26 protein-coding genes are annotated in these 25,836 nt (G+C 69.1%); 11 read left to right on the forward strand and 15 right to left on the reverse strand.

Annotated features, from left to right (window positions below; translation table 11 throughout):
• Nucleotides 1–33: 33 nt before the first annotated feature.
• Genes aroC through ACTZQ5_RS11240 form a run of 6 tightly spaced genes read right to left on the reverse strand, consistent with a single transcriptional unit; the run spans nucleotide 34 to nucleotide 4,284 of the window.
• Complete coding sequence (gene aroC, locus ACTZQ5_RS11215; protein WP_443585274.1) at nucleotides 34–1,104, reverse strand: chorismate synthase; 1,071 nt, start codon at nucleotides 1,102–1,104, stop codon at nucleotides 34–36.
• Complete coding sequence (locus tag ACTZQ5_RS11220) at nucleotides 1,101–1,355, reverse strand: DUF2442 domain-containing protein (RefSeq protein WP_443585275.1); 255 nt, start codon at nucleotides 1,353–1,355, stop codon at nucleotides 1,101–1,103. Before ACTZQ5_RS11220 ends, aroC begins: the two co-directional genes overlap by 4 nt.
• Complete coding sequence (locus ACTZQ5_RS11225) at nucleotides 1,330–1,581, reverse strand: DUF4160 domain-containing protein (protein WP_443585276.1); 252 nt, start codon at nucleotides 1,579–1,581, stop codon at nucleotides 1,330–1,332. Before ACTZQ5_RS11225 ends, ACTZQ5_RS11220 begins: the two co-directional genes overlap by 26 nt.
• Entirely contained in the window at nucleotides 1,582–2,385 is an 804-nt protein-coding gene (gene fabI, locus ACTZQ5_RS11230; protein WP_443585277.1) for an enoyl-ACP reductase FabI, read from the reverse strand.
• Entirely contained in the window at nucleotides 2,382–3,332 is a 951-nt protein-coding gene (locus ACTZQ5_RS11235; RefSeq protein ID WP_443585278.1) for a YihY/virulence factor BrkB family protein, read from the reverse strand. Before ACTZQ5_RS11235 ends, fabI begins: the two co-directional genes overlap by 4 nt.
• Before the next feature lie 7 nt (nucleotides 3,333–3,339).
• Nucleotides 3,340–4,284, reverse strand: coding sequence for a DnaJ C-terminal domain-containing protein (locus ACTZQ5_RS11240; protein ID WP_443585279.1), 945 nt, complete (start codon nucleotides 4,282–4,284; stop codon nucleotides 3,340–3,342).
• Between the two features lie 95 nt (nucleotides 4,285–4,379).
• Here ACTZQ5_RS11240 and ACTZQ5_RS11245 point away from each other — a divergent pair, with 95 nt between their 5' ends.
• On the forward strand, nucleotides 4,380–4,649 hold the full coding sequence (locus tag ACTZQ5_RS11245) for a hypothetical protein (RefSeq protein WP_443585280.1): 270 nt from the start codon (nucleotides 4,380–4,382) through the stop codon (nucleotides 4,647–4,649).
• Nucleotides 4,650–4,783: 134 nt separating this feature from the next.
• On the opposite strand, the gene ACTZQ5_RS11250 is transcribed toward ACTZQ5_RS11245, so the two are convergent.
• The 4 genes from ACTZQ5_RS11250 to ku all read right to left on the reverse strand — a co-directional run bounded on the left by ACTZQ5_RS11250 (nucleotide 4,784) and on the right by ku (nucleotide 11,917).
• On the reverse strand, nucleotides 4,784–5,662 hold the full coding sequence (locus ACTZQ5_RS11250) for a transglutaminase family protein (RefSeq protein ID WP_443585281.1): 879 nt from the start codon (nucleotides 5,660–5,662) through the stop codon (nucleotides 4,784–4,786).
• The gene (locus ACTZQ5_RS11255; protein WP_443585342.1) at nucleotides 5,662–8,136 is read right to left on the reverse strand and encodes a circularly permuted type 2 ATP-grasp protein; all 2,475 of its coding nucleotides are present in this window, start codon (nucleotides 8,134–8,136) and stop codon (nucleotides 5,662–5,664) included. Before ACTZQ5_RS11255 ends, ACTZQ5_RS11250 begins: the two co-directional genes overlap by 1 nt.
• A 378-nt stretch (nucleotides 8,137–8,514) precedes the next feature.
• Nucleotides 8,515–11,058, reverse strand: coding sequence for a DNA ligase D (gene ligD / locus ACTZQ5_RS11260; RefSeq protein ID WP_443585282.1), 2,544 nt, complete (start codon nucleotides 11,056–11,058; stop codon nucleotides 8,515–8,517).
• A complete protein-coding gene (gene ku, locus ACTZQ5_RS11265; RefSeq protein ID WP_443585283.1) occupies nucleotides 11,051–11,917 on the reverse strand; it encodes a non-homologous end joining protein Ku in 867 nt (288 codons plus the stop codon). Before ku ends, ligD begins: the two co-directional genes overlap by 8 nt.
• 232 nt (nucleotides 11,918–12,149) lie before the next feature.
• On the opposite strand from ku, the gene pdxH reads away from it, so the two are divergent.
• The 3 genes from pdxH to ACTZQ5_RS11280 are packed head-to-tail and all read left to right on the forward strand — an operon-like array spanning nucleotide 12,150 to nucleotide 14,460.
• Nucleotides 12,150–12,725: a pyridoxamine 5'-phosphate oxidase gene (pdxH, locus tag ACTZQ5_RS11270; protein WP_443585284.1), complete on the forward strand. Its 576-nt coding sequence runs from the start codon at nucleotides 12,150–12,152 to the stop codon at nucleotides 12,723–12,725.
• A complete protein-coding gene (locus ACTZQ5_RS11275) occupies nucleotides 12,722–13,669 on the forward strand; it encodes a cation diffusion facilitator family transporter (RefSeq protein WP_443585285.1) in 948 nt (315 codons plus the stop codon). The genes pdxH and ACTZQ5_RS11275 overlap by 4 nt, the downstream gene beginning before the upstream one ends.
• Nucleotides 13,666–14,460 carry a PhzF family phenazine biosynthesis protein gene (locus ACTZQ5_RS11280; RefSeq protein WP_443585286.1) on the forward strand — a complete coding sequence of 265 codons (795 nt, stop codon included), beginning with the start codon at nucleotides 13,666–13,668 and terminating at the stop codon, nucleotides 14,458–14,460. The genes ACTZQ5_RS11275 and ACTZQ5_RS11280 overlap by 4 nt, the downstream gene beginning before the upstream one ends.
• A gap of 199 nt (nucleotides 14,461–14,659) precedes the next feature.
• Here ACTZQ5_RS11280 and ACTZQ5_RS11285 read toward each other — a convergent pair whose 3' ends face one another.
• On the reverse strand, nucleotides 14,660–14,917 hold the full coding sequence (locus ACTZQ5_RS11285; RefSeq protein WP_443585287.1) for a UvrB/UvrC motif-containing protein: 258 nt from the start codon (nucleotides 14,915–14,917) through the stop codon (nucleotides 14,660–14,662).
• Nucleotides 14,914–16,026 (reverse strand): tRNA 2-thiouridine(34) synthase MnmA, encoded by a 1,113-nt coding sequence (gene mnmA / locus ACTZQ5_RS11290; protein ID WP_443585288.1) that lies wholly within the window; start codon nucleotides 16,024–16,026, stop codon nucleotides 14,914–14,916. The genes ACTZQ5_RS11285 and mnmA overlap by 4 nt, the downstream gene beginning before the upstream one ends.
• A 138-nt stretch (nucleotides 16,027–16,164) precedes the next feature.
• Here mnmA and ACTZQ5_RS11295 point away from each other — a divergent pair, with 138 nt between their 5' ends.
• The 3 genes from ACTZQ5_RS11295 to ACTZQ5_RS11305 all read left to right on the forward strand — a co-directional run bounded on the left by ACTZQ5_RS11295 (nucleotide 16,165) and on the right by ACTZQ5_RS11305 (nucleotide 17,159).
• Complete coding sequence (locus ACTZQ5_RS11295; RefSeq protein ID WP_443585289.1) at nucleotides 16,165–16,392, forward strand: hypothetical protein; 228 nt, start codon at nucleotides 16,165–16,167, stop codon at nucleotides 16,390–16,392.
• A 103-nt stretch (nucleotides 16,393–16,495) separates the two neighbouring features.
• Nucleotides 16,496–16,795 (forward strand): CtrA inhibitor SciP, encoded by a 300-nt coding sequence (gene sciP / locus ACTZQ5_RS11300; protein WP_140872437.1) that lies wholly within the window; start codon nucleotides 16,496–16,498, stop codon nucleotides 16,793–16,795.
• A 106-nt stretch (nucleotides 16,796–16,901) separates the two neighbouring features.
• Nucleotides 16,902–17,159, forward strand: a complete 258-nt coding sequence (locus ACTZQ5_RS11305; protein WP_017979892.1) for a GlsB/YeaQ/YmgE family stress response membrane protein — start codon at nucleotides 16,902–16,904, stop codon at nucleotides 17,157–17,159.
• 63 nt (nucleotides 17,160–17,222) lie between these two features.
• On the opposite strand, the gene ACTZQ5_RS11310 is transcribed toward ACTZQ5_RS11305, so the two are convergent.
• The gene (locus tag ACTZQ5_RS11310; protein WP_443585290.1) at nucleotides 17,223–17,945 is read right to left on the reverse strand and encodes an SIMPL domain-containing protein; all 723 of its coding nucleotides are present in this window, start codon (nucleotides 17,943–17,945) and stop codon (nucleotides 17,223–17,225) included.
• Between the two features lie 214 nt (nucleotides 17,946–18,159).
• Between ACTZQ5_RS11310 and ACTZQ5_RS11315 the strand changes: the two genes are divergently transcribed.
• The 4 genes from ACTZQ5_RS11315 to ACTZQ5_RS11330 all read left to right on the forward strand — a co-directional run bounded on the left by ACTZQ5_RS11315 (nucleotide 18,160) and on the right by ACTZQ5_RS11330 (nucleotide 23,961).
• Nucleotides 18,160–19,347: an efflux RND transporter periplasmic adaptor subunit gene (locus ACTZQ5_RS11315; RefSeq protein ID WP_443585291.1), complete on the forward strand. Its 1,188-nt coding sequence runs from the start codon at nucleotides 18,160–18,162 to the stop codon at nucleotides 19,345–19,347.
• Nucleotides 19,348–19,359: 12 nt separating this feature from the next.
• On the forward strand, nucleotides 19,360–22,590 hold the full coding sequence (locus ACTZQ5_RS11320; protein ID WP_443585292.1) for an efflux RND transporter permease subunit: 3,231 nt from the start codon (nucleotides 19,360–19,362) through the stop codon (nucleotides 22,588–22,590).
• 72 nt (nucleotides 22,591–22,662) lie between these two features.
• The gene (locus tag ACTZQ5_RS11325; protein WP_443585293.1) at nucleotides 22,663–23,193 is read left to right on the forward strand and encodes an adenine phosphoribosyltransferase; all 531 of its coding nucleotides are present in this window, start codon (nucleotides 22,663–22,665) and stop codon (nucleotides 23,191–23,193) included.
• 99 nt (nucleotides 23,194–23,292) lie between these two features.
• Complete coding sequence (locus tag ACTZQ5_RS11330) at nucleotides 23,293–23,961, forward strand: hypothetical protein (protein ID WP_443585294.1); 669 nt, start codon at nucleotides 23,293–23,295, stop codon at nucleotides 23,959–23,961.
• 48 nt (nucleotides 23,962–24,009) lie between these two features.
• Here the strand turns inward: ACTZQ5_RS11330 and ACTZQ5_RS11335 are convergent, their stop codons facing one another.
• Both ACTZQ5_RS11335 and ACTZQ5_RS11340 read right to left on the reverse strand, forming a co-directional pair.
• Entirely contained in the window at nucleotides 24,010–24,456 is a 447-nt protein-coding gene (locus tag ACTZQ5_RS11335) for a MaoC family dehydratase (RefSeq protein WP_443585295.1), read from the reverse strand.
• 11 nt (nucleotides 24,457–24,467) lie between these two features.
• Nucleotides 24,468–25,778 carry an alkaline phosphatase family protein gene (locus ACTZQ5_RS11340; protein WP_443585296.1) on the reverse strand — a complete coding sequence of 437 codons (1,311 nt, stop codon included), beginning with the start codon at nucleotides 25,776–25,778 and terminating at the stop codon, nucleotides 24,468–24,470.
• Nucleotides 25,779–25,836: the final 58 nt, after the last annotated feature.

Genomic DNA, 25,836 nt, shown 5'->3' on the forward strand with positions numbered 1-25,836 from the left:
GGTCGATCAGGAGAGAGTTCCCGGTTATCGCCGTCAGCGGCCCGTCTGGCCGCGATGCAGCAACGCCTGGTCGGCCAGCACCAATGCCATCATCGCCTCCACCACCGGCACGCCGCGGATGCCGACGCAGGGGTCGTGGCGTCCCTTGGTCGCGATCTCGGCGGCCTGTCCGGAGCGATCGATCGTCGGTACCGGCGTCAGGATCGAGCTGGTCGGCTTGAAGGCGACGCGCAGCCGGATCGGCTGGCCGGTGGCGATGCCGCCGGTGATGCCGCCGGCATGGTTGGCGAGGAAATCCGGCCCGTCGCTGCCGGGCCGCATCGCATCGGCATTGCCTTCCCCGGTCAGCGCCGCCGCGGCGAAGCCGTCGCCGATCTCGACGCCCTTCACCGCGTTGATGCCCATGCAGGCATGCGCAAGTTCGGCGTCGAGCTTGGCGTAGAGCGGCGCGCCCCAGCCGGCCGGCACGCCCGTCGCCTCGCACGCCACCACGGCGCCGAGCGACGATCCCGCCTTGCGCGCGCCGTCGACCAGCGCCTCCCAGCGCGCGGCGGCGGCGGGATCGGGGCAGAAGAAGGGGTTGGCGTCGATCGCCGCGTCGTCGAAGGCGGCATAGTCGATAGCGTCGCCACCGATCGCCTCCACCCAGCCGCGGATGCGCACCTGGGGGATCACCGCACGCGCGACCGCGCCCGCCGCGACCCGCGACGCCGTCTCGCGTGCCGAGGATCGGCCGCCGCCGCGATAGTCGCGGAAGCCGTATTTGGCGTCATAGGCGTAATCGGCGTGACCGGGGCGGTAGGCGAGCGCGACCTCCGAATAATCCTTCGAGCGCTGGTCGACGTTCTCGATCATCAGGCTGATCGGCGTGCCGGTGGTGCGCCCCTCGAACACGCCGGACAGGATGCGGACCTGATCGGGTTCGCGCCGCTGCGTGGTGAAGCGCGACGTGCCGGGGCGCCGCTTGTCGAGCCACGGCTGGATATCGGCTTCCGACAGCGGCAGGCCGGGGGGGCAGCCATCGACGACCGCGCCGATCGCCGGACCATGGCTCTCGCCCCAGGTGGTGAAGCGGAACAGGTGACCGAAGGAATTGAGGCTCATGCGGCGCGCGACGATGCGCGGGTCATGTCGCCGCGGCCGGCGAGGATGCCGGCGATGGAAATGTCCTCATCGAGTTCGTCCCAATGCAAGCCGCTCGGGCTGATCTCCACCTGTTCGCGCGCCGCCATCGACCCGTGCAGAAGGCGCGGGAACCACGCCAGCGGCACACCGATGGTCCGCCCATCTTCCAGCCGCACCCACATCTGGTCCTCATCGAACGTGACGCTAAGCGCCCGTGCCGAAATGGTCATGCCACGCTCCTTCAATCTCGTCCCGGCGCGTTTCTACGATCTTGGCGATCCATCGCTGCGTACGGGCATCGAAGCCATGGTTATCCGCATAGACCACCTCGGGATAAAGCCAAAGCTTGGCGTCGACGCCATCCTTGTAGACGTGGATGTGTAGCGGCTCGCGAGGGTCGCCTTCATCGGAATAGAAGTAAAAGCGATAGCCCCGCTCTCGGAATACGACCGGCACCTACGCCAGCGCGATATCCGGTGCGTCCTCCGCCTTCATGCCGATGACGTTGTAGCCGGCGTCGACGTGGTGGATCTCGCCGGTGACGCCGCTCGCCAGGTCGCTGAGCATGTAGAGGCCGGCGCCGCCGACGTCCTCGATGGTCACGGTGCGGCGGAGCGGGCTGTTGAGCTCGTTCCATTTGAGGATGTAGTTGAAATCGCCGATGCCGCGCGCCGCCAGCGTCTGGATGGGACCGGCGGAGATCGCGTTGACGCGGATATTCTCCGGCCCCAGGTCGACGGCGAGATATTTGACGCTCGTCTCCAGCGCGGCCTTGGCGACGCCCATCACGTTGTAGTGCGGAATGACCTTTTCGGCGCCGTAATAGGTGAGGGTGAGGATCGATCCGCCCTCCGGCATCATTGCGCGCGCGCGCTTCGCCACCGCCACCAGCGAATAGGCGGAGATGTTCATCGTCATCAGGAAATTGTCGAGCGTGGTGTCGTAATAGCGACCGCGCAGCTGCGACTTGTCGGAGAAACCGATGGCATGGACGACGAAGTCGATCGTCGGCCACTCCGCCTTCAGCGCGTCGAACGTCGCGTCCAGCGCCGCCATGTCGCTGACGTCGCAATCGAACAGGCGGGCGACGCCCAGTTGCTCGGCGAGCGGGCGCACGCGCTTCTCCATCGCCGCCCCCTGGTAGGAGAAGGCGAGTTCCGCGCCATGTTCGGACAATTGCTTGGCGATCCCCCAGGCCAGCGACTTGTCGTTCGCCAGCCCCATGATGAGACCCCGCTTGCCCGCCATCAAACCCGTCACGCCGTCTTCGCCTCCGCTATCGTCGGCGCTTCCTTTAGCGCCGGTTCCGGGGGTTCGGCTAGAGCCGCGTTGAGATGCGCGCCGAAGACGAGGCCCAGGCCGATGAGGTAGAAGAACAACAGCATGACGACTACGCCTGCCAGGCTGCCATAGGTGAGGTCGTAGCCGCCGAGCGACGACAACACGATCGGCAGCAGCGCGGTCATGCTGATCCACCATGCCGCGGTGAACAGCGCGCCCGGCCATTTCGGGCAGTCGGTGTAGCGGTATTTGGACGGCGTCACCGAATAGAACAGCAGGTACAGCGCACCGTACATCACCAGCCCGGGGATGACCCGCGACAGCCCGACCCAGCCCGCCAGCCCCTCGGCGAAGGGCAGCAGGCGGTAGATGAACTGTTCGGCGGCGGTCAGGATACCCTGCACCAGGAAGCTCATCAGCGCGATGATGACCGACAGGATGATGACGCCCGACGACGACAGCCGCGAGCGCCAGAACGGTACGCTCGCCTTCACGCCATAGGCGCGGTGGAAGATGTCGCGGATCGTCTCGACGAAGCTGCCGACCGTCCACAGACCGACGAGGCCGCCCAGCCAGAGCAGCGAGCCCGTACGCGCGACCAGCACGTCGGCGATCGGCTTCCTCAGGATATCGGCGACGTTGGGCGGCAGCACGTGCAGGAACGAGGTGACGGCGCGCTGCGTCTCCTCGCTCTGGCCGAGCAGCGACAGCACCGCCGCCGCCGTGATGAAGAACGGAAACACCGTCATCAGTGCCAGATAGGCAAGATTGCCGGCGTGGATGAACCCGTCGTTGAACACGCCGAGCGCGGATCGCTTGACGACCTCGATCACAGCGGGGCCCGGCTTCAGCTTGGCGAGACGATGGCGGGCGCCGTGGCGCTGGTGCGCCCGATCTTCGGGGGTGAGGGCGGTGGTATCGGTCACTCCGGCGTCAGACGCCCATCGCCGCCCTCGGGTTCCGTGCGTCGGTCCAGCTTGCCACGAACTGTTGCAATGCTGCATCATCGGCCGGCACGTCGATCATCAGCGTCACCAGCTGGTCGCCGCGGCTGCCGTCCTTCTTGTGGAAGCCCTTGCCCTTGAGGCGCAGCGTCTTGCCGGAGGTGGTGCCCTTGGGGATGGTGAGCATCACCGGCTTGTCCACCGTGGGGACGCGCACCGCGCCGCCGGCGACCGCCTCGCCGAGCGTGATCGGCAGGTCGAGCCGCACGTCGTCGCCGTCGCGGGTGAAGAAGCGGTGGCCCTGCACCTCGATCGCGACGATCGCGTCGCCGGCACCGCCCGCGCCCTGTTCGCCCTTGCCGGTGAGCTTCATCTGCGTGCCCGTCTCGACACCGGCGGGCAGCTTGAGGTCGATGGTCTTGCCATCGCCCAGCGTCACGCGCTGGGGGCTGAGCGTCGCTGCGTCGATGAACGGGACCTGCAGGCGGTAGGTGATGTTGGCGCCCTTGGGCTGCGGGCGCCGGCCGAAGCCGCTGGCGAAGCCGCCGCCGCGCGCCTGGCCGCCGCCGAACAGCCCTTCGAAGATGTCGCTCATGTCGCCATCGCCACCGCCGAATTCGAAACCGGCGCTGCTGAAACCGCCGCCGGGACCCCCGGCGCGGCCGCCCGCACCCGGCCGCGCGCCGCCGCCGAAGCCGAAGGGCGAGGCGGGGTTGCCGTCGCCGTCGATCTCGCCGCGGTCGAAGCGGGCGCGCTTGTCCTTGTCGGTCAGCAGATCGTAGGCGCTCGTGACTTGGCTGAACCGTTCCGACGCCTTGGGATTGTCCTTGTTGCGATCGGGGTGCAGCTCCTTGGCGAGCTTGCGATACGCTTTCTTGATGTCCGCCTCGGACGCGCCGCGGGCGACGCCCAAGGTCTGATATGGATCGGCCATTGGTTCCCCGTTGGTGTATTACGGACGTATGTGGGGGAGTGCGCGGCGCAACGCAATCGCCGGCTGCTTCGTTGAAGGGGCCGAGGAGAGCCACGATGAGCGACAAGCAACCGATGCAGGCGATGAGCGAGGATACTAAGGGAGCCGGGAACGGCGCGAAGGACGGCGTCGGCAATCCCTCGGGCAAGTCCGACAGCGAGAGCAGCGGCGGCGCCTATCCCAATCCGCACACCGGCAAGGGCAAGCAGGACGACGTCGGCGGCGGCTTCCTGGGCCATGGCGGGCAGAGCGGCATGGATTATTCCGGCACCGGCGACGGCGATACGGACGAGGATGTCGGCAATGAAAATGCGGTGACGAAATAGGCGCTTATTTCGTCATTCCCGCGAAGGCGGGAATCCATACTGGCTGACCTTTCGGCTCCATGCCGAACCGCAGTGATTATGGATCCCCGCCTGCGCGGGGATGACGAGGGTGTTCGTTGGATGTGGAGCCGGCATCACTCCAGCGGCGCCACGTCCACGCTGACCGCCATGTCCTGCGCCTGCGACCCCAGCACGACGCCGTCGACCGGCGCGATCTCGGCATAGTCGCGCCCCATCGCCATGACGATATGGTCGCCCGCCATCCAGATGCCGTTGGTCGGATCGAGGCCGATCCAGCCACGCGCCGGCCCGCACCACAGCATCACCCAGGCGTGGGTGGCGTCGGCGCCGACCAGTCGCGGCTGGCCGGGCGGCGGGATGGTGCGGATATAGCCGCTGGCATAGGCCGCGGGCAGGCCGGCGGCGCGCAGGCCGGTAATCATGATCTGCGCGAAATCCTGGCACACGCCCTTGCGCTTCAGGAACGCCTCGTGCGGGGGCGTGTCGACCAGCGTCGCGGTCGCATCGAAGGCGAAGTCGGCCTGGATGCGGCGGGCGAGCGCGATCCCCGCCTCCAGGCTGCCGCGTTCGGGCGGGAGATCGGGCGCGCAATAAGCGGCGATCGCATGGTCGAGCGGGATCAGCGGCGAGGGGAACAGGTAATTGGCCGGCCCCGCTGCCGACAGGTCGCGGCTGGCGCGGGCGAGCGCGGCGATCTCGCCCAGCGTCGGATCGCCGGCGTCGGGCACCGGCACCAGCCGGTCGACCCGCATCCGCGACCGGCTCTCGATGGTCAGGTCGCGCACCGGCGTGTCGATCGTCAGCCGGGTGACGTTGGCGAGCCCGGCTTCCGCGCGTGCCGCCCGCAGCCGGCCGACCGGCTCCACGGTCAGCGCATAATCCTCCAGCTCCTGCCCCGGCCAGTCGATCGGCTGGAGGCGCAGGTTGCAGCGCGCGAAGCGGACGTTGCCGCCGTAGCTGAACCGGGTGATGTGGCGGATATCGTACAGCATCACGCCAGCGTCAGCCCGACCGCGCGCAGCGGCTCGGCGCCCTGCAGGAAATAGCGGCGCGCCACCGCTTCCGACAATTGCGCCAGCCGCCGCTCGATATCGCCGAGCACGTCCTCGTCCAGCGTCGCCGCGGTGGTCATCGCCAGCGCGGCCGACAGTTCGCGGCCCTGCGCCTGCTGCGCCTCCGGCATGCCGTCGTCGCTCAGCACGGGCAGGGCGCGCAGCCGCTCGCCGATCCGCTCCGCCTGATAGGCGAGGCTGCGCGGATTGTCGGGATCGAGCGCGACGAGGTCGACCACCGGCACCCGCGCGATGCCGGTCAGGTAGCGCTGGCGATAGCTGATCTGGCTGTCGGCGAGGTCGAGCAGGGTGGACAGGTCGTCCGCGGTCGCGCCCGGCATGCCGAACAGCCGCAGCGCGCGCGCCATCGCCATCGCCCGCTCCACCCGCCGGCCGAGATCGTGGAACCGCCACGCCGCGGTGCGCCCCATATGCTCGGCGGACAGGCCGGCGATCGCGACATAGCGGCGCTGGAGCGAGCCCGCCCGGTCGAGCATGCCGCGATGCGTGGGGAACGGCGCTTCCAATAGCCGCACCATGTCCGCCGACAGCCGATCGCGCGATCCTTCGCCGATGCCGCGGGCCAGGCGGTTGATCGTGGCGATCGAATGCCAGCCTTCATCCTCCATCGCGGTGCGGGCGAAGGCGGTGAGATCGCTGCGGCGGAGCGAGGCGGGTTGCGGCGCCGCCCCGCCGCCGACGAGCAGGCCGACGAGCTTGCCGACCGTCGCGCTGGACAGCGCCGCACCGCCATCGGCATCGATCGAATTGCCCAGCATCACGCGGATCGCCGCGAGCAGCGCCTCGCCGCGTTCGAGGTAGCGGCCGAGCCAGTAGAAATTGTCGGCGACCCGGCTCGGCAGCGTGCCCGGATTGCGGCGGACGTGGTGCGAATCGGGCGCGGGCAGCAGCGAGACGGGCGGCACCGCCTCCGCCCCGTGGATGCACACGTCGGCCGACCACGTGCCCTGGCCGAGCACGCTCGCGCGCAGATCGGTCGCCTCGCCGATGCGGGCGAAGCCGCCGGGCAGCACCGTCCAGCCGCCGCTCGCATCGCGCGCCGCAAAGACGCGCAGGGTGAACGGGCGCGGCTCCAGCGCGTCGCCGATCACCACCGGCATGGTCGACAGGCGCACGATCTCCTGCCCGACATAATCCTGCGGCCGGCGCGCCATGTCGGCGAGCAGCGCATCGCGCTGGCCCGCGTCGAGCTCGCCGCCGTGCACCGTCCGCCCGCCCGGCAGGCCGAGCGGCACCGGGCCGAAGGCGGCGCCGATCAGCATCCGGTCGAAATCCTCCTCGACGCGCAGCCGCTCGCCCGGCTGGCCGCACCACCAGGTGGCGATATTGGGCAGGTGCAGGCTTTCGCCGAGCAGCCGCGTCGCCAGCTGCGGCAGGAAGGCGCCGAACGCCGGCGCCTCCAGCACGCCCGCGCCCGGCGCATTGGCGAGCACGACATTGCCCGCGGCATAGGCATCGATCAGCCCGGCGACCCCGATCTGCGAATGCGAATCGAAGGCGAGCGGATCGAGCAGCCGCGGATCGACCCGCCGCCACAGCGCATCGACCCGCTTGAGGCCGCCGATGGTGCGGACGTAGAGCGTATCCTCCAGCGCGGCGAGATCGGCGCCCTCGACCAGCAGCAGGCCGAGATAGCGCGCGAGATGCGCCTGTTCGGGGTAGCTGGGATTGAACCGGCCGGGGGTCAGCAGGCCGATGCGCGGATCCGACCGCCGGCACAATGCGGCGATGCCGGCGCGAAAGGCGGCGAAGAAGGGGGCGTGCCGCTGCACGTTGAGCCGCGCCTGCAGCCCGCGCAGCGTGCGGTTGATCGCCAGCCGGTTCTCCAGCGCATAGCCGGCGCCGGCCGGGGCGCGCAGGTGATCGGCGAGCACCCGCCATTCGCCGGTCGGCCCGCGGCCGAGATCGACGGCGATGAAATGGAGGTGGCGCCCGCCCGGCGGCTCCAGCCCGACCATCGGCCGCAGGAAATAGGGGCTGCCGGTCACCAGCGCGGCGGGGATCATGCCGCGTTCGACGAGGCGGCCGGGGCCGTAGAGATCGGCGATCACCGTCTCCATCAGCTCGGCCCGCTGCACCACCCCGCGGCTGATCGCCGCCCATTCGCCCGCCCCGATCAGCAGCGGCACCGGCGAGACCGGCCACGGCCGCTCATCCGCCTCGCCGATGATGCGGAAGCCCATGCCGATATCGGCGGCGTGCCGGCGGACGCGTTCGCGGACATGGTCGAGATCGTCGGAGGCGACCGTCGCCAGCTCTTCCAGCATCGCCGCCCAGGCGGGATCGTCGCCGTCGCACAGCACGTCGCCGCTGGTCGCGCGCGCGCAATAATCGGCGATCCACCGCCGGGCCTGCGTATCCGCATCGAACAGGGGCGCAGCCTGCGTCGCCATGACCGTCAGCACGTCACCCCGTTGAACCCGCCGCGCACCGTGTCGGCATGTGGAGTGCGGCGCAACCCCAAAGTCCTGCGTGGTGAGGGTGGGGCGCCTATGGGAGGGCTTGCCTCCCTCTCCCCTGGACAGGGGAGAGGGTTACCGGAGCTTGCCAGCTTTGCTGGCTAGCGGAGGTTGGGTAAGGGGTCGAGCGAGCCGCAGGCTCGCGCGCTCGCCTTCAGCCCGTCATTGCGAGCGCAGCGAAGCAATCCATGGCGTCCTGGTCCGGCTCTGGATTGCTTCGCTGCGCTCGCAATGACGGGAAACGTGACGTCATCGCGTGCTCAAGTCCGCCCTTAATGCAGTCGGGTGATCGAAGGGTACTTCCTTCCCCCGTCACACATCCGGCAGCATCTGGTCCGCCACGCCCCAGCCTGCCAGCGCGCGGGAGGTGGCGCGTTGCAGCAGTTCGGCGCCGTCCCGCACGGTCCAGCGCGCCGCGGTGTCGATGTCGCGCAGTTCGGTCCACGACACCGGGGCCGCCACCGGCGCACCGGCGCGGGCGCGGGCGGAATAGGGCATGATCGCGGTGCTGCCGCGCTGGTTGCGCAGATAGTCGATGAAGATGCGGCCCTTGCGCTTCGCCTTGGTCATCACCGCGACGAACCGCTCCGGCTCTGCCGCCGCCAGCGCGCGGGCGAAGCGGTCGGCGAAGTCCTTCACCGCCGGCCATTCGGCCTGCGGCGTGAGCGGCACGACGACGTGAATGCCCTTGCCGCCCGACAGCAACGGGAAGCTGGCAAGGCCGATTTCCGCCAGCTGCGCCGAGACATATTCGGCCGCACCTTTGGTGTCGGCGAAGTCCAGCCCTTCGTCGGGATCGAGGTCGATCACCAGCCGGTCGGGCTGTTCGAGTGCGTCGATCCGCGATCCCCAGCCGTGGAACTCGATCGTCCCCATCTGCACGCAGGCGACGAGGCCGTCGGCATCGTCGACCCATAGATAGGGTTCCACCGACCCGTCCTTCTCGCGCACGTCGACGTGGTGGACGTGTTCGCCGAAGCTGCCCGCGTCATGCTTCTGGAAGAAGCAGGCGCGCGCCCGGCCCTGCGGGCAGCGCACCAGGCTGACCGGCCGATGCCCGGCCCAGGGCAGCATGATCGGGGCGACCGCGGTGTAATAATCCGCCAGCTCGCCCTTGGTGACGGTGCTGTCGGGAAAGATCACGCGGTCGCGGTTGCTGACCTTGACGTGCACCGCCGGCGCCTCGGGCGCCGGTTCGGGGGTTTCCGCCACGACCTCCCCGGCCGGCTTGTCGCCGCGCAGGCCGATGAAGCTCGGGTGGCGCAGCACCTTGTCCGGCGTCACTTCGGTAAAGGCGATCTCCGCGACCAGTTCGGGCCGCACCCAGCGCGCGCCGCGTAGTGCCGCCTTGAACGGCTTGATGCTGGCGGCCTCGACCGATGGCGCATCCACCGCCAGTGCCGCCATCCGCTCGGCAAGATCGTCCATCGTCGCATGGTCGAAGCCGGTGCCAACCTTTCCCGCATAGCGATAGCCCTTGCCCTCGCGCACGCCGAGCAGCAGCGACTTGAAGCCGCGGTTCTTGTCCGACCGCGTCCAGCCGACGATGACGAATTCCTGCCGCTGGATGCACTTGGTCTTGAGCCACGCCCGGGTCCGGCCGCCGGCATAAGGCGCATCGGCCCGCTTGGAAACCACGCCCTCCAGCCCTTCGCGACACATCGTCTCGAACAGCTGTTCGCCGGCGCCGAGGACGTGTTCGGCGAACTGGATGCGCTCGCCGCCGGGAATCACCGCGCGCAGCCGCTCCTTGCGCGCGACGGTGGACAGGCCGGTCAGGTCCTCGCCATCGACCGCCAGCAGGTCGAAGGCGAACAGCGTCATCGCGCCGGCATTGCCGATCGCGTCCTTCAGCGTCGAGAAATCCGGCCGACCATCCCTGAAGGCGACGATCTCGCCATCGATCAGCGCCGTGTCCACCGGCAGCGCGGCGGCGGCCTCGGCGATCGCGGCGAACTTGTCCGTCCAGTCGAGGCCGCTGCGGGTGTAGACCTTCGCCTCGCCACCGGCGACGGCGACGAGCGCGCGGTAGCCGTCGTATTTCACCTCGTGCAGCCAGCCCGAGCCGGCGGGCACGCTGTCGACGAGGGTGCAGAGCTGGAGGTCCCTGAAATCCTCCCCGGCACGGGGAGGGGGACCGCCGGCGCCAGCCGGTGGTGGAGGGGCCGCCACAAGCGTGGCCCTGCTTGGCTGCCCCTCCACCGGCTTCGCCGGTCCCCCTCCCCGTGCCGGGGAGGATTTCTTCGCTACTCTCGCCCGTGCCGGGGAGGATTTGGCGCGCTTCCCCTCGGCGATCTCCGCCATCGTCCGGCCGGTGGCGACGCTGGTCAGCGCCTCTTCGGTCAGCGTGTCGGTGCCGCCTGCATAGCCATCGTCGATCTTGCGCAGCAGCCAGTTCTCGGCCCGTTCCTTGCCGCGCGGTTTCAGGCGGATCAGCAGCCACTCGCCCTTCATCCGCTCGCCATCGAGCGTGAAGTGGAGGTGCCCCTTGTCGAGGTCGCTGGCCGATTTGCCGGCGATCGGCGCCCAGGTGCCGCGGTCCCACAGCATCACCGTGCCGCCGCCATATTCGCCCTGGGGGATCGTCCCCTCGAACGTCGCATAGGACAAGGGGTGATCCTCCGTCCGCACCGCCAGCCGCTTCTCGTCGGGGTCGAGGCTGGGGCCGCGCGTCACCGCCCAGCTCTTGAGGACGCCGTCCACCTCCAGCCGGAAATCCCAGTGCAGGCGCGTCGCGTCGTGCTTCTGCACCATGAAGCTGTTACCGTGGCCCGGCTCCAGCGTTCCGGCGGGCTCCGCGGTCTTGGCGAAGTCGCGCTTGGCATTGTAGCGGGCGAGCGGATCGGCCTCAGGCACGTTTCTTCGCCGACGCCTTGCGGGGTGCCGCCTTCTTCTTCGCCGGCGCCGCCGTGGTCGCGGCGCCGCCGGATTTCTCCATCGATTTCTTCAGCGCGGCCATCAGGTCGACGACGTTGCTGCCGGACTTGGCAGTGCCGTCGTCCTTGTCCTCGATCACCTTGCGCCCCTTCGCCTTGCGCTTGCGCTCGACGAGGTCCTTCAGCGCATCGACGTAGCGGTCGTGGAATTCCTGCGGGTCGAAGGCGGCGGTCTTCTTGTCGATCAGCGCCTCGGCGAGGTCGAGCAGCTCGGCGTCGGGCTTGGCATCCGGGATCTCGCGGAAATAGCCCTGCGCCTTGTTGACCTCGTCGGCGTAGCGCAGCGTCTCCAGCACCATGCCGCGCCCGCACGGCTTCAGGCTGACGACATATTCGCGCCCGCGCATCGCCAGCTGGCCCAGCCCCACCTTCTTGGTCCGCCGCAGCGCCTCGCGCAGCACGATGAACGCTTCCTCGGCCAGGTCGTCGGCGGGCACGACGAAATAGGGCTTCTCGTAATAGAGCACCGGGATCTCGCTCGCGTCGACGAACTGCGTCAGCTCCAGCGTCTTCTTCGATTCCAGCTTCACCGCGTCGATCTCGTCCTGCTCCAGCAGCACGAATTCGCCCTTGGACACCTCATAGCCCTTCATGATCTCGTCGGTGTCGACCGGGCCGACGCCGGTGACGACCTTTTCGTAATGGATCGGCTTGCCGGTCGGTTCGTGGATCTGCTTGAACGCGACGGTCGCGCCGCTCTTGGTCGCCGAATAGATTTCGACGGGGATCGACACGAGGGCGAGCCGGATCTGTCCTTGCCAATAGGCGCGTGCGGGCATGAGCGTCTTTCCGTTGCGGAAGCGATTCAATTCGCGGGAGAAAGAGTCGTTCCGCCAATTCCTCCCCGGCACGGGGAGGGGGACCGCTCGCCGAAGGCGAGTGGTGGAGGGGGCGGTGCCATAAGCATGACGTTCGCAGCTGACCTCCCCCTCCGTCACCGCTTCGCGGCGCCACCTCCCCCTGGCGGGGGAGGACTGTGACAGGCAGGGCATTTGCGCTAAGGACCCGGTCATGGCCGACGATCCTTTCGCCCTGTTCGATGCCTGGTACGCGGAGGCGCGGGACAGCGAGCCCAACGACCCCAATGCGATGGCGCTCGCCACCGTCGATGCCGCGGGGCAGCCGTCGGTGCGGATGGTGCTGCTGAAGGGCCATGGCCCCGACGGCTTCGTCTTCTACACCAACCGCGAAAGCCGCAAGGCGGCCGATCTGGCCGCGGTGCCCAAGGCGGCGCTGCTGTTCCACTGGAAATCGCTGCGCCGCCAGGTGCGGGTCGAGGGCGCGGTGCAATGGGCGACCGACGCCGAATCGGATGCCTATTTCGCCAGCCGCGGCCGCGACTCGCAGCTCGGCGCCTGGGCCTCCGACCAGTCGCGCCCCCTCGATGCGCGCGCGACCTTCGAGGAACGGTTCGCAGCGGCAAAGGCGCGGTTCGATGGCGGCGACGTGCCGCGGCCGCCGCATTGGGGCGGCTATCGCGTGACGCCGCATACCATCGAATTCTGGCAGGACCGCGCCCACCGGCTGCACGAACGGCGGCTGTTCACGTGGATGCACGAATGGACCGAAGGGTTGCTCTACCCATGACCCGCGACGAACAGCGCCGGTTCCTGCCGCTGGCGACCCGCGCCGCGCTCGCCAGCGTGGCGATGGCGTGCTTCCTGCTCGCCTTGAAGAGCTTCGCCGCGTGGCAGACCGGATCGGTGGCGATGCTGGGCAGCCTCGCCGACACCGCGCTCGACCTGCTCGCCAGCCTCGTGACGCTGTACGGCGTGCGCCTCGCCGCGACGCCGGCCGATCACGACCACCGCTTCGGCCATGGCAAGGCGGAGGCGCTGGCGGCGCTGTTCCAGGTCGCGCTCATCACCGCCTCGGCCGGCGCCATCGCCTGGCGCGCGATCGTGGCGCTGGGGCAGAACGGGCCGACCGCCGACGCCGATTTCGGCATCACCGTGTCGATCGTCGCCATCCTCGCGACGGTGGTGCTGCTCTGGTACCAGCGCAGCATCATCCGCCAGACCGGATCGGTCGCGATCATGGCGGACAACGTCCATTACCAGTCGGACGTGCTGCTCAACGGCTCGGTGATCCTGGCGCTGGTGCTCGACCAATATGTCGGGCTGCACAAGGCGGACCCGGTGCTCGGCATCGCCATCGCGCTGTGGCTCGCCTGGGGGGCGTTTCAGGCGTCGTCCAACGCGATCGACCAGCTGATGGACAAGGAATGGCCGGAGAACCAGCGCGCCGCCTTCCTCGACGTCGCCGCGCGCCAGCCGGGCCTCAAGGGCATCCACGATTTCCGCACGCGCCGTTCGGGCAGCCACGATTTCGCGCAATTCCACATGGAGGTCGATCGCAACCTGACGGTCGGCGCCGCGCACGACATCGTCGAGGCGGTGGAGCACAACCTGCGCCGCACCTTCCCCAAGGTCGAGGTGCTGATCCACCTCGATCCCGAAGGCCATGTCGATACCGACAATCCGCTGGTCGAGGCGGACGTCACCCCCCATTGGTTCGGGAAACGCCTGTGAGAATCCCCTTTGCCCAGATCGATGCCTTTGCGGAGAGCGCGTTCGGCGGCAATCCCGCCGCGGTGATGCCGCTGTCGGCATGGCCCGAGGATGCCGTGCTGCAGAGCATCGCGTCCGAGAACAATCTGAGCGAAACGGCCTTCCTCGTGCCGCATCAGGGCGACGCGGCGGATTTCGACCTGCGCTGGTTCACGCCGGCGGCAGAGGTCGCGCTGTGCGGCCATGCGACGCTGGCGAGCGGGCATTTCGTGCTGTCGTCGGACGAGGACCGCCACGCAGTGCGCTTCCAGACCCGGCAGGCCGGCGTGCTGGAGGTGGCGCGCGAGGGCGATCGCTATCGCATGGCGCTGCCCGCCTGGGGGCCGGCGCCGAGGCCTCTCGACGCGATCGTCGCCGCGCTCGGGGTCGAAGCGGTGGAGACGCTGTGGCACGACAAGGGCTATGCGCTGGTCATCGTCGCCGACGAGGCCGCGGTCCGCGCCGCCCGCCCCGACGACCGTGCGCTCGCCGCGTTGGGGCCGATCGTCGCGATCGTGGCGGCACGGGGCGAGGCGACGGATATCGTCAGCCGCGTGTTCACCGCCTATTACGATATCCCCGAAGACCCGGTCACCGGCTCCGCCCATGCGGTGATGGTGCCCTATTGGGCCGAAAAGCTCGGGCGCGACCGCTTCACCGCCTATCAGGCGAGCCGCCGCGGCGGGCTCATCACCTGCGCGCTGGAGGGGGACCGCGTGATCCTGGGCGGCGCCTGCGTCACGGTGATCGAGGGCACGTTCCTGCTGCCGTAGGCGGTTTACCCGTCATCCCCCCCTTCGTCATCCCGGCGAACGCCGGGACCCATGGATGCCAGTGTGTCGGCGTCGGCGCGCACCGTCGGCCGCCCGCATCCATGGGTCCCGACTTGCGTCGGGATGACGGAAGGTCGGGATGAGGGCAGGGGGCTCAAGTCTCACCTGTGCGGCCCGGCACGAACGGCTCCGTGCAGCCCTACCGCCCCCGGCCCCTGGTCATCGGATCGGGCTTCTTCGGCTTCACCCAGCCGTCCGGCGGTGCGACGCGCTGGCGGCTGGTGCCGAGGCCCATCGCGCCGGGCTGCTGGCGGTCCAGCCCGGCCGGGTCGGAATCGGCGTCGCCGCCGCTGCGCAGCAGGCTGATCCGGTCGCGCAGCCGCCCCGCCGTCTCGAAATCGAGCGCCGCCGCAGCAGCCTCCATCTCGGCCTGCAAGGCGGCGATCGAGACGGTCATGCCGCCTCGGCCACCCGCGCCGGTTCGGTCCCGGCGATCCAGCCGCCGCCGAGCACCCGCTCGCCGGCATAGAGCACCGCCGCCTGTCCCGGCGCGACGCCATATTCGGGCGCGTCGAACAGCAGGCGGTCGCCATCGAGCAGCGCCGGCACCGGCTTCGCCATCGAGCGGACCTTGGCGGTCAGCGGCCCGCGATGGTCGCCGCCGATCCAGTTCAGCCCGTTGATCCGCGCCGCCGCCACCGCCAGTGCCGCGCGCGGGCCGACCACCACCTGCCGCGACGCCGCATCCACCCGCACGACGTACAACGGTTCGGGGCTGCCGCCGATCTCCAGCCCGCGCCGCTGGCCGACGGTGAAGTGGATGATGCCGCGATGCCTGCCGAGCGTCCTGCCCGCCAGATCCACGATATCGCCCGCCGTATCCGCCTCCGGCCTCAGCTTGCGGACGAGGCCGGCATAATCGCCATCGGGGACGAAGCAGATGTCCTGGCTGTCGGGCTTGGCGGCGACGCCGAGGCCGAGCTCCGCGGCGATTGCGCGCACCCGCGTCTTGGGCAGCGCGCCCAAGGGGAAGCGGAGGTATTCCAGCTGCGCCTGCGTCGTCGCGAACAGGAAATAGCTCTGGTCGCGCGCCGGATCGGCGCCGCGGTGCAGCTCGGCGCCCGCCGGTCCTGCCACCCGCTGCACGTAATGGCCGGTCGCCAGGCAATCGGCGCCAAGGTCGCGGGAAAGGTTGAGCAGGTCGGTGAACTTCGGCCCGGTGTTGCACTGGACGCATGGGATCGGCGTCTGCCCGGCGAGATAGGCGTCGGCGAAGGTGTCGACCACCGTCTCGCGAAAGCGGCTTTCGTGGTCGAACACGTAATGCGCGATGCCCAGCCGGTCGCACACCGCGCGCGCATCGCGAATGTCGCGCCCCGCGCAGCAGCTGCCGCTGCGCCCCGTCGCCTCGCCGTGATCGTAGAGCTGGAGCGTGACGCCGATCGTCTCCGCGCCGGTCTGCGCGGCGAGCGCGGCGACCACCGAACTGTCGACGCCGCCCGACATCGCCACCACGATCCGCTTCGCGCGCGCCTCGCCGCCCAGCTGGAAATCCACGTCTGCCATGCCGCGCTACATAGGCGCTGGCAGCGGGAACCGCAAAGTAACCTAGGTTCACATATTCTTGCGGTGCGCTTTACTCCCCCTTCACCGGCTTGGGCCTAAGCCCCGTGTTCCCGAACGAGTAACACGAGTGAGAAAGCGTTGGATCTCAGCTTCCCCGGCTTCGACAGGGATACGGAAGTCACCCAGCTTCCCAGCGACCTGGCGGTGCTCATGGTTGGGATCGCGGCTCGGCAGGTGGCGTCTCCGACCGCCGTCACCCAGGCACGGTTCGGCCGTATCGGCCAGCCGTCCCGGTTGCTGCAACCGCTCGACGGTGCCTTCAACGGCCCGACGGCAGCGCTGCTCGCGAAGTGGAAGGAACCGTGAAGAGGCTGTTTACCTTGGCGTTTCAGCCGATCTTCAAGTCCGTGCCGCTAGGGACGAGTATCGCGTTTTGAGAGGGGGCCCCCGCCCCGATCGAGGTTGAGTAATGATCGAGAACCAGAAAATCCGCCCCGCGAAAGTCATCGGCCCGCTCGGTGAATCGCTGACGCTGGACTCGCTGCCGCCGCCGTCGACGACGCGCTGGGTGGTGCGCCGCAAGGCGGAGGTGGTCGCTGCGGTCAACGGCGGATTGCTGACGGTGGACGAGGTGTGCGCCCGCTACGGATTGACCGTCGAGGAATTCGCCGGCTGGCAGCGCGCGATCGATCGGTCGGGCATGCCGGGCCTGCGCGTGACCCGCATCCAGCACTATAAATCGCTCTACGAACGCCAGCAGAAATATTGAGGGGCCGGCACGCCATACGTCGCAAAACCGAAACGCAGACGGAACATTATTCCGGCCTTGTGAGTCTTTCCGCACAGAGCCCACGGAGGGCGCAACGGAGGGACCTATGGGTATCATTCTTTGGCTTATCATCGGCGGCGTCATCGGCTGGCTCGCCAGCATCATCATGCGCACCGATGCGCAGCAGGGCATCTTCCTGAACATCGTCGTCGGCATCGTCGGCGCGTTCATCGGCGGCCTGATCATCTCGGGCGGCTCGATCAACAACGCACCGCTGAACGTCACGTCGTTCCTGGTGTCGCTGCTGGGTGCGGTGATCCTGCTCGGGATCGTCAACCTGGTGCGTCGCGGCAGCGTGCGCTAAAACGCTTTCGCTTCGTCACGCGAACGATGAAGGGCCGCCCGGGCAACCGGGCGGCCCTTTTCGTCATTGCAGCAGGAAGCGGACGGAGAGGGTGACCGTCACGTCCTTTTCGCCGGGCGCGATGGCGGTCGGCGCATCCGCCTTCATCGCGCGGGCGAGGAAGATCGGCGGCTGGCCCGGCCCGCCGGCATCCTGCCCCGCCTCGGCGATCGAGATCAGCCGCACGACCTTCATCCCCGCCGCCGCGGCATACAGGTCGGCGCGCGCCCGCGCCCGCTTCACCGCGTCCGTCCGCGCCTCGTCCAGCGCCGCATCGGGCGTGTCGATCGACAGGTTGGGGCCGTCGATCTGGTTCGCGCCCTGCGCCACCAGCGTGTCGAGCACCGTTCCCGCCCGCGCGACATCGCGGAACCGCACGCTGACCGTGTTGGTCGCCTGGTAGCCGGTGATCGCCGGCGGCTGCCCGTCGGTGTAGCGATATTGCGGGCTGAGCCCGACGCTGGCGGTGGCGATGTCGCGCTCGGCGATGCCGGCCCGCTTCAACGCGGCGGTGACCCGCGCCATGCGCTGCGCATTGTCGGCCAGCGCCGCCGCCGCGGTCGCGGCCTGCGACACCACGCCGGCGCGGATCGTCGCGAGATCGGGCACGCGCGTCGTCCGCCCCTCCGCGCTGATGTCCAGCACCGTGCCCTGCGCGGGGATCAGCGGTTCGACCGCGGTCGGCGCCACCTGCGCGGAGGCGGCGGCGGGCATCGCGACGAGCGCCAGAACAGTCCAGTATCGCATCATAACTTCCCTTGTTGCGTGACGATGACGCGGCTGCTCTGCTCTGAACCAGGACAACGCTTGCTGAACGGCCGGACAACGTTGCGAACACTGCCCTTTTAAGGCATGGCCCACAGCGTGCGCCAGCGGGGGCTTGAGCGCAGTGATATATTCAGATAACACAGCTAGGTCGAGCAATGGCCATCGGATCGGCCGGCACGGGGATGGGACAGGCATGAACGACTATCAGGGCTCGATCGGTCAGGACGCGGCAGGCCGGGAACGGCTGGCACTGCCGGGTGAGCCTGCGCCATCGGGCCGCGGCCGCAAGATCGTCGTCGCGCTGGTCATCGTCGCGCTGCTCGCGCTCGTCACCTGGGCGATGTTCGGGCGCAAGAAGGCGGATCCCGCCGCCGGTCCCAAGGTCGAGCAGATGCCGACCGTCACCGTCGTCGTTCCCGGTCGCAAGACGGTGGATCGTACCCTCACGGCGAACGGCACGCTCGCCGCGCGCCGCGAGATGCCGGTCGGCGTCGCGGGCGAGGGCGGCATGATTACCCGCGTGCTGGTCGAGCCCGGCCAGTGGGTGAACGCCGGACAGGTGCTCGCCACCGTCGATCGCTCGGTGCAGACGCAGACCGCCGAATCGCTCGCCGCGCAGGTCGCGGTCGCCCGCTCCGACCAGACGATCGCCCAGGCCGAACTCGATCGCGCGCAGCAGCTGGTCGACCGCGGCTTCATTTCCAAGGCGGATCTGCAGCGCAAGGCCGCCACCCGCGATGCCGCCGCCGCGCGCGTGCAGGTCGCCGCCGCCAGCCTGCGCGAGGCGCGCGCCCGCAACGGCCGCCTCGATATCCGCGCGCCGGCCGCCGGCCTGGTCCTCACCCGTCAGGTGGAGCCGGGCCAGATCGTCAGCTCCGGCTCGGGCGTCCTGTTCCGCATGGCGCAGAACGGGCAGATCGAAATGCGCGCGCAGCTCGCCGAATCCGACCTCGCGACGGTGCACACCGGCGCGCGGGCCGAGGTGACGCCGGTCGGCAGCGACCGCCGCTTCGTCGGCGAGGTGTGGCAGGTGTCGCCGGTGATCGATGCGCAGACGCGGCAGGGCATCGCCCGCATCGCGCTGCGCTACGATCCGGCGCTGCGTCCCGGTGGCTTCGCGGCGGCGACGATCGTGGGCGGTGCGGCGGTCGCGCCGCTGCTGCCCGATGCTGCGCTTCAGAGCGACGACAAGGGCAGCTTCGTCTATATCGTCGGCAAGGACGACAAGGTCGAACGCCGCAACATCAAGGTCGGCCAGGTGTCGGACGCGGGCGTCACCGTCGTGTCCGGCCTGGACGGCAGCGAGCGCGTGGTCCGCTCGGCCGGCGGCTTCCTGGCACCGGGCCAGAAGGTCAAGCCGGTCGTGGCCAAGGCATCCTAGGGGCGAGCCGATATGAGCTTCCGCAACATCTCCGCCTGGGCGATCCGCAACCCGGTTCCGCCGATCGTGCTGTTCATCGCGCTGACGCTGGCGGGGATCGTCAGCTTCATGCGGATGGACGTGAACAACGATCCGGATATCGACTTCCCCGTCGTCATCGTCGTCATCAGCCAGCCCGGCGCGGCGCCGACCGAGCTCGAAAACCAGGTGACGAACCGCGTCGAATCGGCGGTGCGTTCGCTCCAGGGCATCGACGAGATCACCTCGACGGTCACCGAAGGCCAGTCGACCACCGTCGTCCAGCTCGCCATCGGCACGCCGATCGACCGCGCCGTCAACGACACGCGCGACAAGATCGCCCAGATCCGCAGCAACCTGCCCGAAGGCATCCTGGAACCGCAGATCTTCCGCGCCGACACCACCGACAACGATCTCGCCAGCTATTCGGCGATCGCCAGCGACATGACGGTGGAACAGCTCAGCTGGTACATCGACAACACCGTCACCAAGGAGCTGCTGTCCGTCCCCGGCATGGCCGCGGTCAACCGCAACGGCGGCGTCAGCCGCGAGATCCGCGTGATCCTCGATCCGCTCAAGCTGCAAAGCCAGGGGCTGACCGCGAGCCAGGTCAACGCCCAGCTGCGCCAGATCAACCTCAACGCCGCCGGCGGCCGGGCGGAGATCGCCGGGTCGGAACAGTCGGTGCGCGTGCTCGGCAACGCCCGCAACGCCAACGATCTCGCCCAGACGCAGATCAACGTCGGCAACGGCCGCACCGTGCGGCTCGCCGACATCGCGACGGTGCGCGACCTCTATGCCGAACAGCGCAGCCGCGCCGCGGTCGACGGGCGGCAGGCGATCAGCTTCGATTTCCAGCGTGCCAAGGGTGCATCTGACGTCAGCGTCTTCAACGAAGCGGTGCAGAAGCTGCAGGCGCTGGAGAAGCGCAATCCGAACGTCCACTTCATCCTGCGTTCGAACAGCGTCAAATATACCGAGATCCAGTACGAATCCGCGATCCATGCGATGATCGAGGGTGCGGTGCTCGCGGTGCTGGTGGTGTTCCTGTTCCTGCGCGACTGGCGCGCGACGCTGATCTCGGCGCTCGCCATCCCGCTGTCGGCGATCCCGACCTTCTGGTTCATGGAATTGCTCGGCTTCAACCTCAACCAGATGACATTGCTGGGGTTGAGCCTGGTCGCGGGCGTGCTGGTCGACGACGCGATCGTGGAGATCGAGAATATCGTCCGGCACATGCGGATGGGCAAATCCGCCTATCAGGCCTCGATCGACGCGGCGGACGAGATCGGCCTCGCCGTGCTCGCGACCACCATGTCGATCGTCGCCGTGTTCATGCCGGTCAGCCTGATGCCCGGCATCTCCGGCCAGTATTTCCAGAACTTCGGCCTCACCGTCGTCGTGTCGGTGCTGATGAGCCTTGCCGTCGCGCGCCTCATCACGCCGATGATCGCCGCCTATTTCCTCAAGAGCTTCGGCCATGCCAGCCATGGCGAGGGGCGGCTGATGGATGCCTATATGGCGGTGTTGCGCTGGACGCTCGACAGCACCCGGCAAAAGGCGAGCGCGGCGCGCGGCGGCATGCATCGCTTCACCAGCCGCTGGCGCGACCATCGCATGTGGGTGATGGGGCTGGGCTTCGTCGCCTTCGCGCTGACGCTGGTGATGTTCGGCGTGGTGCCGATGCAGTTCCAGCCGCCCGAGAACAGCGACAATTCGACCGCGACGATCGAGATGGTGCCGGGCGCGACGCTCGCGCAGACCGATGCGGTGGTGACGCGGGTCGCCGACCTGCTGCGCCGCCAGCCGGAGGTCGCCTCCGTCTACGCCCGCACCGGTTCCAACGGCGCGGTCAACACCGGCCGCGTGTCGGCGACGCTGAAGGACGATCGCACCGTCACCAGCACCGAATTCGAACGCAACCTCGCGCCGCAGCTCGCCAGCATTCCGGACGCCCGCGTCGGCTTCCGCTCGCAGTTCGGCTGGGGATCCTCGGGCCGCGACATGACGGTGGTGCTGGGCGGCGACGATCCCGCGCTGCTCCAGAAGACCGCCAACACGCTGGTCGACCAGATGGCGCGGCTGCCGATGCTCACCCAGCCGCGCATCTCTGGCAACCTCCAGCGGCCGGAAATCGTCATCAAGCCGCGCTTCGACCTCGCCGCCAATCTGGGCGTGACGACGCAGGCGCTCTCCAGCGCGATCCGCATCGCGACGCTGGGCGATATCGACCAGAATTCGGCGCGCTTCTCGCTCTCCGACCGGCAGGTGCCGATCCGCGTCGCACTCGATCAGGGCGCGCGGACGGAATTGTCGACGATCCAGAACCTGCCCGTCTCCACCCAGTCGGGCGGATCGGTGCCGCTGAACCTCATCGCCGATATCAGCCTGGGTTCGGGGCCGACCCAGATCGATCGCGTCAACCAGCAGCGCCGCATCGCGGTGGGTGCGGACCTCGCGCCCGGCGTCGTCTCGGGCGTCGCGCAGAAGGAGATCGACAACCTGCCGATCATGAAGAACCTGCCGCTGGGCGTGAACAAGCTGACGCTGGGGCAGGCGAAGTGGCAGGCGGAGATGCTGAAGAACTTCGTCATCGCCGTCATCTCGGGCACCTTCCTCGTCTTTGCGGTGCTGGTGCTGCTCTACCGCCGCGCGCTGCCGCCGTTCGTCAACATGGCCTCGCTGCTGCTCGCGCCGCTCGGCGGACTGCTGGCGCTGTGGGCGACCGGCAATCCGCTGTCGCTGCCCGTCTTCATCGGCCTGCTCATGCTGCTCGGCATCGTCGCCAAGAATTCGATCCTGCTGATCGATTTCGCGCTGGAAGAGATGAACAAGGGCGTCGACACCCTGACCGCGATCATCGACGCCGGGCACAAGCGCGCGCAGCCGATCGTGATGACCACCGTCGCGATGGTCGCCGGCATGGTCCCGACCGCGCTGTCGCTGGGCGGCGACGGATCGTGGCGCGCGCCGATGGGCATCGTCGTGATCGGCGGCCTCATCCTCTCCACCCTGCTGACGCTGGTGATCGTGCCGGCGGCGTTCAGCCTGGCGGTGGGGGTAGAGCGCTACGTCGGGCCGCGGCTCGGCCGGCGCCTGCTCACCTATCGCCCGGGCGACGACGGCAGCACCGTGGTCGGGATCGCCGGCCCGAACCAGCCGACGCTCGGCCCGGTCCCCGGCCGCCTCGGCCACGACGAGGGCGGCGCGCAGCCGGCGGAATAGCGATCGCCCGCCATCCCGGTGCCGGCCGGGATGGCGGTTGACCCCGCGCCCGCATCACGCGACAGCGCGGGGATGAACGACGATCTGAAGGCGCTGATCCGCACGATCCCGGACTTTCCGAAGCCCGGCATCCAGTTCCGCGACATCACCACGCTGCTGCTCGATCCCGCCGGCCTCGCCGCCACCGTCGAGCGGATGGTCGCAGCGACGCAAGGTCCGGTCGACCTCGTCGCCGGGATCGAGGCGCGCGGCTTCCTGTTCGCCGCCGCGCTCGCGGTGCCGCTGAACGCCGGCGTGCTGCTGATCCGCAAGGACGGCAAGCTGCCCGGCGCGACCATCGCCGAGGATTATGCGCTGGAATATGGCGAGGACCGGATCGCCATGCACGAGGATGCGCTGGTGCCCGGCCAGCGCGTGCTGCTGGTCGACGATCTGATCGCCACCGGCGGCACCGCGCGCGCGGCGGTGCGCCTGCTGCGCAAGGCGGGTGCCGCGGTGGAGCAGGCGCAGTTCGTCATCGACCTGCCCGACCTCGGCGGTGCCGCGGCGTTGCGCGCCGACGGCATCCGCGTCGATGCGCTGCTATCCTTCGCCGGTCATTAACCGTTCAGCCGGAACCTGCGATGATCCGCCCTCGTTGAACGACGAACCGGCGCGTCCTGGCCATCATGCTCGCGCCCGTATGGGACTCAGGAGAGCATCATGTTCCTCAAGCGTTTGGCCGCAAAGCGTCTCGCCCTGCTGGGGCTGATCCTCGGCGCCGGCCTCGGCACCGCGGCTTGCACCGATGGGTATGGCTATAGCGGGGTCGCGGTCGGCTATGGCGGCGGCGGTTATTATGGCGACGGCTACGGCTATGCCGACCCCTACTACGGCGGCTACGGCTATGGCGGCTATCCCAGCTATTTCGGCTGGTACGGCAATTATTATTATCCGGGCACCGGCATCTACGTCTACGATCAATACCGCCGGCCCTATCGCTGGAACGACGGCCAGCGCCGCTATTGGGAAGGGCGCCGCAACGCCTGGCGCGGCGATCGCAACTTCCGCAACGACTGGAACGGCTTCGACCGCCGTGGTGACGGCATCCGCGGCAACCGCAATCCCGGCGGCATCCCGGGCCAGGGCTGGAACGGCAATCGCGGCACCTGGCGCGGCGACGGCGACCGGGGGAGCGGCCGGGGCAATTGGCGCGGCAACCGCCAGGGCCTCTCCGGCCAGCCCGCGCCGACGCCCGGCGCCACGACGCCGCAGGCGACGCCCGGCCAGCGCAGCTGGGGCGGCGGCGGCCGCAACTGGGGCGGTAACCGCGGCGGCTGGGGCGGCAATCGCGGCGGCGGCAACCGCGGCGGCGGCCGCGGCCCGCGCTGACGCCCAATCATCGTATCCACCCCGGTTCCCGCCGGGGTGGAGGCTGCCTCACCGCTCGCGCGTCGCGATCAGCCCGTTCGACACGAACGTCATCACCATCTCGTCGTCCTGGTTGAACACCGCCATCCGGCTCTTGAAGATCCCCATCTCCGGCCGGCTGGCGGAGCGGCGCTTCTCCAGCACCTCGCTTTCGCAGCGCAGCCGGTCGCCGGGATAGACCGGCTTCAGCCAGCGCAATTCGTCGATGCCCGGCGATCCCAGCCCCGCCTGCCGGTTCGCCTTTAGATGCGCGACCAGCATCGCCATCGTCATCGCGCAGGTATGCCAGCCGCTTGCCGACAGCCGCCCGAAATAGGTCGTCGCCGCCGCCTCGTCGGACAGGTGGAACGGCTGCGGATCGTATCTCTCGGCAAAGGCGACCACCTCGTCACGGGTCACCGCATAGTCGCCGAAGCGCGCCGTCGACCCGACCTCGATATCCTCGAAATATTGCATCCGTGCCTCTCCTATCGCTTGAGCACCTGCCGGAACGGGGTGTCGTCGCCGTCCAGTCCCGTGCCGGGCGCCAGCCCGATCAGGTCGCGCAGCAGCGGGTTGATGTCGACATTGTCGAAGCTCGCCAGCCGCTTGCCCGCCGGGAATGCCGGCCCGTTGGCGATGAACAGCGCTGCCATGTCGGGCGCCCGGTTGTCATAGCCATGCGCGCCGCCGCTGAACGGCTTGGACGACGCGGTCTTGGCGATCATCCAGCCCGGTTCGGCAAGGCAGATATAGGGCGGGACGCGCGGATTGGTGCCGTAGCGGAACCGCGCCGGGATCGCGCTCTTGCGCCAGCACTGCATGTGGGCGTGCGGCTTCAGCAGCGCCGCCGCCAACGCGGCCTCATGCCCGGCCACGGGGTAGAGGCCCATATAGGGTCCGCTGTTGAGCGGGCGATAGTCGGCGGGGTCGGCGATCCGGTCCATCACGATGACGCGGTCGCTGCTCGTCGCGGACATGCCGTGATCGGCGACGATGACGAGGTTCGCCGGCTGGTTCAGGCCGCGCAGCCCCGCCACCAGGCGGCCGATCTGCACGTCGACGTCGGCGACCGCCTGCGTCACCTCCGGCGATCGCGGCCCATGCGCGTGGCCGGCGCTGTCGACCGTGTCGAAATAAAGCGTGACGAAGCGCGGCCGCGTCGCCGCCGGCCGGCGCATCCAGTCGATCACCGCATCGACGCGCTGCGCCCCGGTCACCGCCTGGTTGAACTGCTGCCAGTCCTCCGGCCGGGTCGCGCCGCGCACCGCGCCATGGCTGTCGGGGATCAGCGTGCCACCCCAGCCGACATTGGCGCCCGGCCAGAACATCGTCGCCGTCCGCACGCCCGCCTTTTCCGCCGTCACCCAGATCGGTTCGGCCGCGTTCCACCAGAACGGATCGTCGTTCGCCATGGTGAAGGTTTCGCCCGGCCGCGCCGGGTCCTCCATGCTGTTGCCGACGATGCCGTGGTGGTCGGGCACCTTGCCGGTCACCAGCGTCCAGTGATTGGGAAAGGTGACGGAGGGGAAGGAGGGGCGCATCGACGCCGACACGCCGTTCGCCGCCAGCGCCGACAGGTTCGGCGTCACCCCGCGATCGAGATAGTCGGGCCGGAACCCGTCGATCGACACGAGGATCGTGACCGGCGCATTGGCTGCCATCGGCGCGGCGACGGGCAGCACCGCCCCGGTGGCAGGCGGCGCCACCTGCGTGACGGGGGAGAGGGCCGCAGGCGTATAGGGCAGGGTGCAACCCGCAAGCGAGAGCGCACAGGCGGCGAGGGCAAGGAATCTCACGAGGGAATCGTCCCGAACGAGGAGAGGGCGAGCGACCTCTACGCGGGACAGGGTGACT

Source organism: Sphingomonas cellulosilytica, assembly GCF_052321755.1.
GTDB lineage: Bacteria > Pseudomonadota > Alphaproteobacteria > Sphingomonadales > Sphingomonadaceae > Sphingomonas.

Excerpts from the sequence above, each read along its gene's own strand:
- aroC (WP_443585274.1), bottom strand. The coding sequence starts at position 1,104 with ATGAGCCTCAATTCCTTCGGTCACCTGTTCCGCTTCACCACCTGGGGC.
- ACTZQ5_RS11220 (WP_443585275.1), bottom strand. The coding sequence starts at position 1,355 with ATGACCATTTCGGCACGGGCGCTTAGCGTCACGTTCGATGAGGACCAG.
- ACTZQ5_RS11240 (WP_443585279.1), bottom strand. The coding sequence starts at position 4,284 with ATGGCCGATCCATATCAGACCTTGGGCGTCGCCCGCGGCGCGTCCGAG.
- ACTZQ5_RS11245 (WP_443585280.1), top strand. The coding sequence starts at position 4,380 with ATGAGCGACAAGCAACCGATGCAGGCGATGAGCGAGGATACTAAGGGA.
- ACTZQ5_RS11250 (WP_443585281.1), bottom strand. The coding sequence starts at position 5,662 with ATGCTGTACGATATCCGCCACATCACCCGGTTCAGCTACGGCGGCAAC.
- ACTZQ5_RS11255 (WP_443585342.1), bottom strand. The coding sequence starts at position 8,136 with ATGGCGACGCAGGCTGCGCCCCTGTTCGATGCGGATACGCAGGCCCGG.
- ku (WP_443585283.1), bottom strand. The coding sequence starts at position 11,917 with ATGCCCGCACGCGCCTATTGGCAAGGACAGATCCGGCTCGCCCTCGTG.
- pdxH (WP_443585284.1), top strand. The coding sequence starts at position 12,150 with ATGGCCGACGATCCTTTCGCCCTGTTCGATGCCTGGTACGCGGAGGCG.
- ACTZQ5_RS11275 (WP_443585285.1), top strand. The coding sequence starts at position 12,722 with ATGACCCGCGACGAACAGCGCCGGTTCCTGCCGCTGGCGACCCGCGCC.
- ACTZQ5_RS11285 (WP_443585287.1), bottom strand. The coding sequence starts at position 14,917 with ATGACCGTCTCGATCGCCGCCTTGCAGGCCGAGATGGAGGCTGCTGCG.
- mnmA (WP_443585288.1), bottom strand. The coding sequence starts at position 16,026 with ATGGCAGACGTGGATTTCCAGCTGGGCGGCGAGGCGCGCGCGAAGCGG.
- sciP (WP_140872437.1), top strand. The coding sequence starts at position 16,496 with ATGATCGAGAACCAGAAAATCCGCCCCGCGAAAGTCATCGGCCCGCTC.
- ACTZQ5_RS11305 (WP_017979892.1), top strand. The coding sequence starts at position 16,902 with ATGGGTATCATTCTTTGGCTTATCATCGGCGGCGTCATCGGCTGGCTC.
- ACTZQ5_RS11310 (WP_443585290.1), bottom strand. The coding sequence starts at position 17,945 with ATGCGATACTGGACTGTTCTGGCGCTCGTCGCGATGCCCGCCGCCGCC.
- ACTZQ5_RS11315 (WP_443585291.1), top strand. The coding sequence starts at position 18,160 with ATGAACGACTATCAGGGCTCGATCGGTCAGGACGCGGCAGGCCGGGAA.
- ACTZQ5_RS11320 (WP_443585292.1), top strand. The coding sequence starts at position 19,360 with ATGAGCTTCCGCAACATCTCCGCCTGGGCGATCCGCAACCCGGTTCCG.
- ACTZQ5_RS11325 (WP_443585293.1), top strand. The coding sequence starts at position 22,663 with ATGAACGACGATCTGAAGGCGCTGATCCGCACGATCCCGGACTTTCCG.
- ACTZQ5_RS11330 (WP_443585294.1), top strand. The coding sequence starts at position 23,293 with ATGTTCCTCAAGCGTTTGGCCGCAAAGCGTCTCGCCCTGCTGGGGCTG.
- ACTZQ5_RS11335 (WP_443585295.1), bottom strand. The coding sequence starts at position 24,456 with ATGCAATATTTCGAGGATATCGAGGTCGGGTCGACGGCGCGCTTCGGC.